This is a genomic window from Nonomuraea sp. 3N208 (assembly GCF_052245935.1).
In the GTDB taxonomy this organism is placed as follows: domain Bacteria; phylum Actinomycetota; class Actinomycetes; order Streptosporangiales; family Streptosporangiaceae; genus Nonomuraea.
In genome coordinates, this window is sequence record NZ_JBQQBR010000097.1 from 1 (window position 1) to 9,403 (window position 9,403).

The 9,403-nt window shown below is 67.0% G+C and carries 9 protein-coding genes and 1 pseudogene; 3 read left to right on the plus strand and 7 right to left on the minus strand.

Annotated features, from left to right (window positions below; genetic code table 11):
* Window positions 1-122: 122 nt before the first annotated feature.
* From ACTWPT_RS58985 to ACTWPT_RS59000, 4 genes and pseudogenes are all read right to left on the minus strand, one after another.
* The gene (locus ACTWPT_RS58985) at window positions 123-722 is read right to left on the minus strand and encodes a dihydrofolate reductase family protein (RefSeq protein ID WP_443186302.1); all 600 of its coding nucleotides are present in this window, start codon (window positions 720-722) and stop codon (window positions 123-125) included.
* Window positions 719-1,564 (minus strand): metalloregulator ArsR/SmtB family transcription factor, encoded by an 846-nt coding sequence (locus ACTWPT_RS58990; protein WP_443186303.1) that lies wholly within the window; start codon window positions 1,562-1,564, stop codon window positions 719-721. The genes ACTWPT_RS58985 and ACTWPT_RS58990 overlap by 4 nt, the downstream gene beginning before the upstream one ends.
* A gap of 795 nt (window positions 1,565-2,359) precedes the next feature.
* Window positions 2,360-3,112: a class I SAM-dependent methyltransferase gene (locus ACTWPT_RS58995; protein WP_443186304.1), complete on the minus strand. Its 753-nt coding sequence runs from the start codon at window positions 3,110-3,112 to the stop codon at window positions 2,360-2,362.
* 415 nt (window positions 3,113-3,527) lie between these two features.
* A pseudogene (locus ACTWPT_RS59000) lies at window positions 3,528-3,624 on the minus strand (IS200/IS605 family transposase); the annotation flags it as partial.
* A 22-nt stretch (window positions 3,625-3,646) separates the two neighbouring features.
* On the opposite strand from ACTWPT_RS59000, the gene ACTWPT_RS59005 reads away from it, so the two are divergent.
* Together ACTWPT_RS59005 and ACTWPT_RS59010 are read left to right on the plus strand one after the other, a co-directional pair.
* Complete coding sequence (locus ACTWPT_RS59005) at window positions 3,647-3,880, plus strand: helix-turn-helix domain-containing protein (RefSeq protein WP_443186305.1); 234 nt, start codon at window positions 3,647-3,649, stop codon at window positions 3,878-3,880.
* A gap of 393 nt (window positions 3,881-4,273) precedes the next feature.
* On the plus strand, window positions 4,274-4,741 hold the full coding sequence (locus ACTWPT_RS59010; protein WP_443186306.1) for a GNAT family N-acetyltransferase: 468 nt from the start codon (window positions 4,274-4,276) through the stop codon (window positions 4,739-4,741).
* 1,185 nt (window positions 4,742-5,926) lie between these two features.
* On the opposite strand, the gene ACTWPT_RS59015 is transcribed toward ACTWPT_RS59010, so the two are convergent.
* Window positions 5,927-6,568 carry a TetR/AcrR family transcriptional regulator gene (locus ACTWPT_RS59015; protein ID WP_443186307.1) on the minus strand — a complete coding sequence of 214 codons (642 nt, stop codon included), beginning with the start codon at window positions 6,566-6,568 and terminating at the stop codon, window positions 5,927-5,929.
* 38 nt (window positions 6,569-6,606) lie between these two features.
* Between ACTWPT_RS59015 and ACTWPT_RS59020 the strand changes: the two genes are divergently transcribed.
* Window positions 6,607-7,386 (plus strand): SDR family NAD(P)-dependent oxidoreductase, encoded by a 780-nt coding sequence (locus ACTWPT_RS59020; protein ID WP_443186308.1) that lies wholly within the window; start codon window positions 6,607-6,609, stop codon window positions 7,384-7,386.
* Between the two features lie 334 nt (window positions 7,387-7,720).
* On the opposite strand, the gene ACTWPT_RS59025 is transcribed toward ACTWPT_RS59020, so the two are convergent.
* Window positions 7,721-9,031, minus strand: coding sequence for an FAD-binding oxidoreductase (locus ACTWPT_RS59025; protein ID WP_443186309.1), 1,311 nt, complete (start codon window positions 9,029-9,031; stop codon window positions 7,721-7,723).
* 109 nt (window positions 9,032-9,140) lie between these two features.
* The coding region (locus tag ACTWPT_RS59030; RefSeq protein ID WP_443186310.1) for a DUF4267 domain-containing protein at window positions 9,141-9,403 on the minus strand (263 nt) is incomplete at its 5' end.

Here is a 9,403-nt window from a genome sequence, read left to right on the forward strand (position 1 = left end):
TCGGGCCCCGGCGCCAGACTGTTAGACGGGCTCATGCGGCCCAGAAGAAGCTCCGGCGTCGGCGGGCAACCCACCCCCATTTTCACGCCTGTGTGGCGTCACCGGAAGGGAGAGGGGGACTGTTAGCGGACTCGGTCGTAGACCATGGCGATCTCGCCCAGTTCGCCGCTCTGCTGGTGTGTGAGCGTCCACTTCGAAGCCGGCAGGCCATCGTCGAACAGTCGCTGCCCGCCTCCGGCGATCTCGGGGAAGATCATGAGGTACAGCCGGTCGAGCAGGTCTGCCGACAGGAGCGGTTTGATGATGCTCGTGCTGCTGTTGACGAGGATGTCGCCCTCCCCAGTGGCCTTGAGGTCGGCAACGACGTCGGCGGCGGGGGCGTTCACCACGCGGGTGCGTGCCCACGGGGCCTCGGTCAAGGTGGCCGAGAAGACCACCTTCTCCGTGTCGACCAGCCACTTGGCATATCCGCGATCACGCGGGTCGGCGTTTTCGTCTTCGGCGACCGAGGGCCAGTAGCCCATGAATCCCTCAGCGTTGAGCCGGCCGAGCAGGGCCGTCGTCGCGTTCTCCCAGATGCGGTTCATGTGGTTTCGCGCGACCTCGCTGGTCACATAGGGGGCGAACGCGGCGAAATCGCTAGGCCCGCCGGGACCGTTGTAACGCCCGTCGAGGGTGAGGCTCAGGTTCGCGGTCACCCTGCGGCCGGTCGAGTTGGTCATTTGGTGCTCCTTGTATTGGTGTTGTGCGTGTCCGCGGCGAGGGTCGCCGCGAGCTTGTCGAGGCTTTGGCCGAAGCCGATCTCGATGCCTGCGATGAAGTCCGCAGACTCGACCGCGCTGTCGGTGATCTGGAAGTGGACGTCGAGGTCGGTGCCGGTGTCGGTGGGCCGGAGGTGCAGGTCGAGGTGGGCGGTGAAGGCGAGGCTGCCGTCGGGAAGCCGAGGGGAGAGCCGGTAGGCCAGGCGCTCACCGGGGCGTACGTCGTCGACCACCCCCTCCGCGTGCCCGGCGACCGGGTCGGAGCCGTCAACGTCCTCGGCATCGCGGTACTCATGGATGATCCGCCCACCCTGTCGCGCCTCGAAGACGAGCTCGGAGACGCGCAGGTCATCCGGCGTCCACCAGCGCGCGAGCAGGGCGGCCTCGGTCAGGTGGCGCCAGACCTCTTCCGGGTGCGCCGCCAGCGACCGGAGGAACCTGAACGAGCGGCCGTCGGCCCACCCCGGCTCCTTCGCGGCGAGCCGCTCCGCGTGGAGGCTGAGCCCGTAGCGATCGTAGGTCTCGCGCGAGCCACCGACCTGGTCCGCAGTGTCGGCCAGTCGAGTGAGCGCAGCCGCCAGCTCTCGCAGGGGTGCGGTCCGGAGCGCATAGACGCGGCGCTGGCCGGAGCGCTGGGAGATGACGACGCCGGCACGCTCAAGGGCCTGCAGGTGCTTGGTCGTCTGCGGCTGGCGGGCCTCGGCGAGCTGCGCGAGGACACCGACCGGCCGGGGGCGCTCGGCCAGCAGGCTCACGAGCCGCCAGCGGGCCGGGTCGGCCAGTGCGGTGAGGATTGCGTCCATGTCGAGAAGTATTCTCCAAGACGAATATTCGTGTCAAGGAATATCTCGGAATGATTGGACAGCATCGGGATGGGCAGCGTCGGACCGCGGGCCGACCAGGACGAGCGATCAGGCAAGCGGCGCCGGTCATGGCTGCACCCGCGAGCGCCTATTGGAGCCGGCCGGACCGGCCGCGCCCAAGCGGGCGCCCCTTGCTGCCGAACGGCGCATGACCAGCACAGCGCTGGCCGCGGGAGAGCGCTGCAGCTCTACTGGCCGAGTGCGCCACCAACCGGCTCAAACGCCACCGGGCCGTCGCGACCAGATACGACAAGCTCGCCGTTCGCTACAAAGCCACCGTCCAGATCGCCAGTCATCAACGACTGGCTGACCTGCCTATAAAGCGGCTATCCGCAGTTGGCCGTGGTGGCCTGCTGATTCAAGCGTGTGCGCCGCCGGCGTGTCTGCCGGTGGGCTGCGTAGCAGGATACGGGCCAGGCCGAGGGCCGCCGCTACCTCGGCATCGACGTCCTGGCCCGCAGCCGCATGACGCTGATCAACACCACCGAGCAGAGCGAGGAGGCCATCACCAGCGACACCGCCGGCGCGATCAGCGCCTAACCAACACACGACGAAGGATCAACCGCCGTACACCACGCCGCGGGACTTGACCCGATGTCTCTAGCTTGACGATTTCGCACGAGCGGTGATTCTGTCGGTACGACGCGGGCTGTAGAAGTGCCTGTCGACGGTGCGGGATGCGTGTCGTTCGCCAGGGCGAATTTTGCTTGACCGAGACTGTGCTCTCGCCTTCAATCACGCGGACTCGCAGATGCAGAGTTGAAGCGGCGTATCCACGGCAAATGGTCGACCGGACCAGTCGCCGAAGCGCTCGACGAGCCGAAGGCCGCCGAGCGAGACGAGCAGCGGCAGCTCCTGCGGGAAGATGCTCCTTATTTCGAGCGGTGCGACGACGAAGTCGGGCTCGGAGTCAGTCGAGAGGTACCACGTCCCGCGTGTAACTTGCGCGGGCGCATCGTAGATCTCAGCGACATCGACGCTAACGTTGCCACGGTCAGGATCCATGAACGACAACGACTCCCGGGTGCGCCGCACGCCATCGGCTTCGGCAAGTAGGCGCACGCTCGGGTTGAATACATCGAAGACGAACCGTGCTCCAGGTGCCAGGTGTCTTCGAACCGACCGGAAGCAGCTCACCAGATCCTCAGCCTCATGCAGATGCAAGAGGGAATTGGCTGTGATGAACACGAAGTCGAATGTGCGGCCCAGATCGAAGGCCCGCATGTCGCCCTGCATCCATTCCACCGCTACACCGCGCTCGTTCGCCTTACGCTGAGCCTCAGCCAGCATGTCTGACGAGAAGTCCAGGCCGACGCACGGATGCCCGTCGGACGCGATGGGGATCAGCTTATGCCCGGTGCCGCACCCGAGTTCCAATACGCGCCCGCCTTGCCGATTGGCCTCGGCCCGGTAGAAGTCGACTGCGGGCCCGCCGCCCGGGAACATGAGGTCGTACAGCCTCGCGTGCGAGTAGAACGCTTCACTCATTAAGCGCCTCCTCCTTTCCGACTCATCCGCAGTTGGCCGTGGTGGCCTGCTGATTCAAGCGTGTGCGCCGACGGCGTGTCTGCCGGTGGCTGCGTAGGGCCTGGGTGAAGCGCTTGACCATGCGGCCCGAGGCATGGGGGCTGTTGACCCGGGAGGACGCTATCAAGGGACGGTATATCGCAGGTATAGCAGTGATTCGCGCAATCCAACCCTTACACCGACTTCGTCGATCTCGGCCGCGATTTCTACCCAGCGCCGTATCAGCACCGAACGCTGCAGACGCCACCACATCCGCGAGCTGGAGACCCTCGGCTACCGGGTCCTCCTCGAACCAGTCCGGGCCGCTACTGCACAAAAATTTCAGGTGCCAAGGCTGGCGAGACCAACACGTCCATGCGTTCCAAATGGGGGCCGGTGAACACCTGGTGCCGGTATTTGGTCATGAAGACCAAATGTGCGTGGAGTAAGAAAACGCAGTGTCTGCCGGTCCTGATGTCTCCGTCTTCGGCCATAAACCAATGATAGGATCATGGTGTGCGCCTGCGTTACGCCTACCGGATCGACCCGACCCCAAGCCAGCGGATCGCACTGGCGCGGGCGTTCGGGTGCGCCCGGGTGGTGTTCAACGACGCTCTGGCCCTGCGCAACCAGGCGTACGAGAACGGCGAGCCGTTCATCGCCGACGCTGAACTGTCTGTGCGGGTGATCACGAAGGCGAAGGCGACGCCGGAGCGGGTCTGGCTGGGTGAGGTGTCTTCGGCTTCTTGACGGGCCAGCTGATCCGGCGTGGTGTGCACAAGAGCGTCCAGTCCCTGGAGAAAGACATCCGGGACTGGATCGTTCAGTGGAACGACAACCCGCGGCCGTTCGTGTGGAGAAAGACCGCCGAAGAGATCCTCGAATCCCTCGCTAGATATTGCCGACGAATTTCAGGCGCATGACATTAGTGCTGTGGCCGGAAACGTTCACCGGGTCGTGGGCCAAGTGAGCGCATTGAGGTCGCGACGTGAGCCGGGTTGGACATCGACCACTCTGAAACCCGTTGAACACAGCCCAGGGCGCTCCGCGAGCATTTGCGCTGTGACAGATGAGTTCGGACGCCTGCCCTCAGCCCCTACCGGATTGAAGTCAGTGAGATTTGTTGATCTGACAAGCACGGCCATGACCGCCTTGCTGGATGACGACCTTGCCCGGGCCAGTGTCGAGGCAGGAGTCCAGCTCACGGAGTACTTCCTCACCGATCAGGCGAAGTGGGTCTGGCGGTATCGGATCAATCAGCTGGCCTCGGACCCGGGTAGCGCGGGGTGGCTCACCCGAGCCGTAGTGGCCGAGCCCGAAGGCGTCGTGGTGGGGTATGCCGGGTTCCACGGGCCGCCGGACGAGACGGGCATGGTGGAGATCGGTTATTCGGTGGCTCCCGGCTACCGTCGTCAGGGGTACGCCAGGACGATGTTGACCGAGTTGATGCGTCGGGCCGCAGCCGAATCCGGAGTCAGGACTGCACGGGTGACGATCGGCCCCGACAACACCGCGTCCCTGGCCACGATTTCCGGATTCGGCTTCGTTGAGGTCGGAGAGCAGTGGGACGAGGTGGACGGCCTCGAGCTCATATTTGAAATGCCTGTCTGAATGAGCTGCTGCCAGAAAGCGAACCTCCCTCTGGGGAGCCACACACCAACCCGGTGAACGTTTCTGGTCACAGCAGTTAGACACCAAGAGAGAGCCGAGCCGGGCGGTTCCCGGCGAAGGCCATGGAAGCGGTGAAGAGTCCACGAGGTTCGCCGGGCCCACCGCTACGGCGAGCCGATGATCCCCCGCCCGGTCCCGGACGCCGTCGCCGCGCTGGACCGGGCGGGATGCGGCTCGCTGAGCCATATGTGACAGGTAATGCAAGTTCTCTGTCACATCGCGGTCAGGAGGCGGCTTCTGCCTCGCGGGCCTGTCTGGGCAGCAGGAAGCCGGCCAGGAAGGTCAGCATGATCATCGCGGCGACGATCCACAACGTGTCGGCGACCGCCTAGCAGGGTCACGGTCACCCAGACCAGGCCCTATGCACGAGGGGGTGGCCCGCGCCCCGCGCAGGCCCCTAGCTCAACAGCCTGTGCCGTCTCCCCTTCATGGGAGCGCGGTGCAGGGCCTGTCAGGGTGTCAGCCCAAGCTCGCGCAGTTGCGCGGGCCGCAGCTGTCCTGTCTCGTTGAATTTGAGGCACGGGAAGGACCTGACCTGCGTTGCCTCAGGTTGGATGAGACGAACGGCATCGAAGTCGTCTCACTGATCATGAGGCAGTTCCTCGTTTCGCTCGCTGGGCCTGTCGGGTGTCATTGGCCGACGCCGTTCGCGCCGGCTCCAAGCAAGTGATCGTTAAGCGTTTTCCAACCGCGGCGCCTTATGTTGCGGGCATGCCTGGCGTCGGTTTGTTCGAGATCATCTTCATGTTCCTCATCCCCCTGGCGGCTCTCTGGGTCGTCATCTACACCGCCGTACGGGCGGCGATCCGCCACAGCAGGTGACGCCCCGTCCGGAGCGCGAAGGAAGCAGGGGTGCCACGGGCATCTGACGTGAAGGGCGGCCCTGCCCGGCCCGCACCTGGCCAGAGGCTGGGCCGTCTCACGGATCTGAGGCATCGGAGCGAACACCTCGTGATCAGTGAGACGTGCCTCGGGCCGAATGAGACCGAACAGCAGCGGCCGCCACCCGCCGCCGTCCAGCTTGGCCGGCTCCGCCTCCACGTCCATGGTGATGACGCCGAAGAAGCCACGTTATCGCAGAGCATCAGCGATTATCCGCGGTAATCCGTGCACAGTCCTGCAACTCTAGGAGGCGATCGTTTGCCGGTCAGAGGGGGCGTAAGCCTGGAGGAAGGTGTCGACGGCGGCCCGGGCCACCTCCCGCAGCTCATCGTCGCCGAGGAGTCGGGTGCCCATGCGGGAGCGCGCCTCCAAGGGGCCGACGAGCAGGGCGAGTAGCTGCTCGGCCGCCAGCTCGGGGTCGGTGGCGCGCAGGCGGCCGGCCAGGATGAGGCGGGCCAGCCGGTCGGTCAGCGCCTGGGTGAGCCGGTGTGGACCGGACTCGGTGACGACGTCGAGGACGTCGGGGAAGCGGATGATCTCCGAGTAGAGGAGCCGTCGCAGCGCGCAGGAGTGCTCGTCGCAGTGCAGGCGCAGCAGCTCGTGGCCGACGCCCTCGAGGGTGGCGCGCAGGTTGTCGCCCGGTTCGACGAGCGGCTCCAGCGCGGCAAGGCGCTGCTGCAGGGCGGCCTGCGCCGCGTCCTGGACGGCGTGCCTGAATAGGGTGGCCTTGTCGGTGAGGTGGTTGTAGACCGTCGGCTTGGCCACACCCGCCTCGTCGGCGATCTCCTGGACGCAGGCCTGGGCGTAGCCCTGCCGGGCGAACACGGCGAACGCGCCCCGCAGGATCGCCTGCCGCTTGTCGATCCGTCCGCGCGATGTGCTCATAGACTTCGTGAACCCGCTCTGGCCGGAAAGGCATCCCTGTGAAGACCCTCGTGATCACCGGTGGCACCGAGGGGATGGGCAAAGAGCTCGCCCGCACCTACCTGCGCCGCGGCGACACCGTCGTCATCGTCGGACGCGACAAGGACAAAGCCCTGCCCGGCGCCCATCTCATCGCGGCCGACCTGAGCCTGGTCAGCGAGAACCGGTGCATCCTGGACGAGATCAACGCCGCCTATCCGGCCGTCGACGCACTCGTGCTGTGCGCCCGGTACTTCCGCTCCGCCCGGTCCGTCACCCCCGAGGGACTCGAGGCCACCTTCGCACTGGAGTACCTGAGCCGCCACCTGCTCAGCCACGGCCTGACCGATCCCGGAGTCATCGTCAACGTGTCCGGCCCCGGCGTCCCGATCGGCCGCATCCACTGGGACGATCCGATGCTCGAGCGAGGCTACGACGGGGTCGCGGCCCAGATGCAGGCCGGGCGCGCCAACGACCTGCTCGGCACCGCCTTCGCCGTCGAACGGGCGGCCAGCCGTACCCGATATGTCCTGATCAACCCCGGGCCGGTGTCCACCGCGTTCCGCGGCGAGTACGACGCCGCCACCGCCGCCCACGTCGAGTCGCTCAAGAGGTACGGCGCGCCCGTCGCCGAAGGCGTCAAGCCCATCATCGCCCTCCTCGACGACCCGCCCGCCGCCCCGCTCAGCGCCTTCCTGCAGACCAAGCCGATCAGCCTGGACCACCCGTCATTCTCTCCCGAGGCCGCCGCGCGGCTCGGCGACCTTACCCGCCACCTGCTGAGCTCCCTGGAGGGCTGAACACGTGACCACCACATGGACGGCGGCCTTCAGATCCGCCCCAGTCAGCGCGCATGAGTCGATGACGCTCATCTATCCCTCACGCGCCTTCCGCGATCAGACGCTCCGTCAGATCGTGCGCGTGCGCGGAGCCGGTGACCGTCTGCGGGTACGGCTTGGCAACCAGTACGGCAAGCAACGCGGATGATCTCTGGCAGGGCGAAGTTGTAGCGCCCCAGGGGCGATGTCTCCGGCATGTGCCCTTCACAGTGCTCGCGGCGACATCTGTCACGCGGGTTCGGTGCGGCCCCGCCGCCCCGGTGGGCGGAGGGGCCGTGACCTGCTGGGAACCGATCTATCCGAGCACCGGGTAGTTCGCGCGGAACACGTTGTGCGGGTCACGGGCCCGCTTGATCTCCCGCAGCCGCGCGAGCGCGCTGCCGGAGAAGGACTTCGCCGCCGTGTCACCGGGAGACAGCACGGTGTACGGCTTGCGGCCGCTGATGTAGGCCTCCAGGTCGGCCACGACCTCGGCCTGCTTGGCGCGCGTCGCATCGGCCGCGTGCGGCAGGCCGAGACCCAGCAGGCCGAGCAGGTACGGCTCAGCCACCGCGCCGCTCGCACCGGCCCCGCCGCCCGGCTCGGCAAGCGCCCCGCCCAGGTGCCTGATCTGCACGTTGATGAGCGGTTCGACCGGCTTGGCCAGCAGGAGCTCCACCGCGTCCGCGTCCAGGCCGGTGAGCAGCTCCGCACGAGCGATGGATGGGGCCGGATCGGTGGGCTCGGCGGTGATGTCACCCAGGTCGGCAACCGGGACGACGCCGCGGCTGTCGGAGATCGCGCCCTCGATCTTGTCGATGCGCGCCAGCAGGTCCTCCCCCTGAGCCGCCTCACCCAGGTAGGCCAGATCCAGCGTCACCATCGGCGGCGCGCCGGGTGGCTGGAGCCGGTTGATCCAGACACTGAGTTCACGCGGCGCCTCGGCGGTGATCTCCAGGAACGCGTCGTACACCTCCCTGGTCCGGTGCTCCGGCCAGATCACGCGCCCGCCGTACAGGACTGGCACGGGATACAGCTCGAGTTCGAGGGCGGTCACCACCGCGAAGTCCCCGCCACCGCCGCGCAGCGCCCAGAACAGCTCGGGATCGGACTCGGCGCTCACCCGGCCCGGCTCGCCATCGGCGTCCACGATGTCGATAGCCCGCACGCTGTCGGAGGCCAAGCCGTACTTGCGGCTGAACCAGCCGACCCCACCGCCCAGGGTGTAGCCGGTCACGCTGACCCCCGGCGCGCTGCCGGACAGGCCAGTCAGACCCAGCGGACCGGCCGCCGCCAGCACCTGCCCCCACTTCACGCCCGCGCCCACCCGGACCACGCGCTCCTGCGCGCGGACCTCCACCTCGTTCAGCAGGCCGGTACGCAACAGGATCAGGCCTTCCACATCACCCGAGGCGCCATGCCCGCTCGGCTGCGCGGTCACCGTCATACCCGCCCGCCGCGCGTAACGCACGAGCGCCGCCACGTCATCGGCATCCGCGGCCTCCGCCACGGCCGCCACCGGCTGCCTGACGGTCAGATTCCACGCGGTGGCCGCCTGTTCAAAGCCGTCGTCATCGGCCAGGAGCACGCGCCCCTTGAGGACACCGCGCAGATCGTTGATCGTCATCGTCGTCTCCCCTTTTCGAGTTCTCAGAAATGCGAGGGAACACCGTGCCGCACTACGGCAAGGACGGCGCCCTGACCAGACCGGACAAGGATTAGGCCCGAAACCTCGATCACGCCAGGATGAGAATGGCCGCGACCACCACCATCACCGCGGCGGTGAGGCCGTGGACACCGAACGCCACCGCCCGCGAACCCCCGTTCCTGAGCACGACGACCATGTCGCCCAGCGGGGCGAACACACTGGCAAGAATCAGCCAACCGAGCATGTGCTGGTTTCCCGTCACGAGGGCCGGGAGCACGACGAGCCCGGCCGTGATGTCCCGTACGCCCTTGACGGTCAGGTACGCGTTCATGGACACGGGAACCCCGTAGC

What these genes read in the sequence shown, in the direction of transcription:
- ACTWPT_RS58985 (WP_443186302.1), bottom strand. Translation starts at nt 722, where the DNA reads ATGACCAACTCGACCGGCCGCAGGGTGACCGCGAACCTGAGCCTCACC.
- ACTWPT_RS58995 (WP_443186304.1), bottom strand. Translation starts at nt 3,112, where the DNA reads ATGAGTGAAGCGTTCTACTCGCACGCGAGGCTGTACGACCTCATGTTC.
- ACTWPT_RS59010 (WP_443186306.1), top strand. Translation starts at nt 4,274, where the DNA reads ATGACCGCCTTGCTGGATGACGACCTTGCCCGGGCCAGTGTCGAGGCA.
- ACTWPT_RS59025 (WP_443186309.1), bottom strand. Translation starts at nt 9,031, where the DNA reads ATGACGATCAACGATCTGCGCGGTGTCCTCAAGGGGCGCGTGCTCCTG.
- ACTWPT_RS59015 (WP_443186307.1), bottom strand. Translation starts at nt 6,568, where the DNA reads ATGAGCACATCGCGCGGACGGATCGACAAGCGGCAGGCGATCCTGCGG.
- ACTWPT_RS58990 (WP_443186303.1), bottom strand. Translation starts at nt 1,564, where the DNA reads ATGGACGCAATCCTCACCGCACTGGCCGACCCGGCCCGCTGGCGGCTC.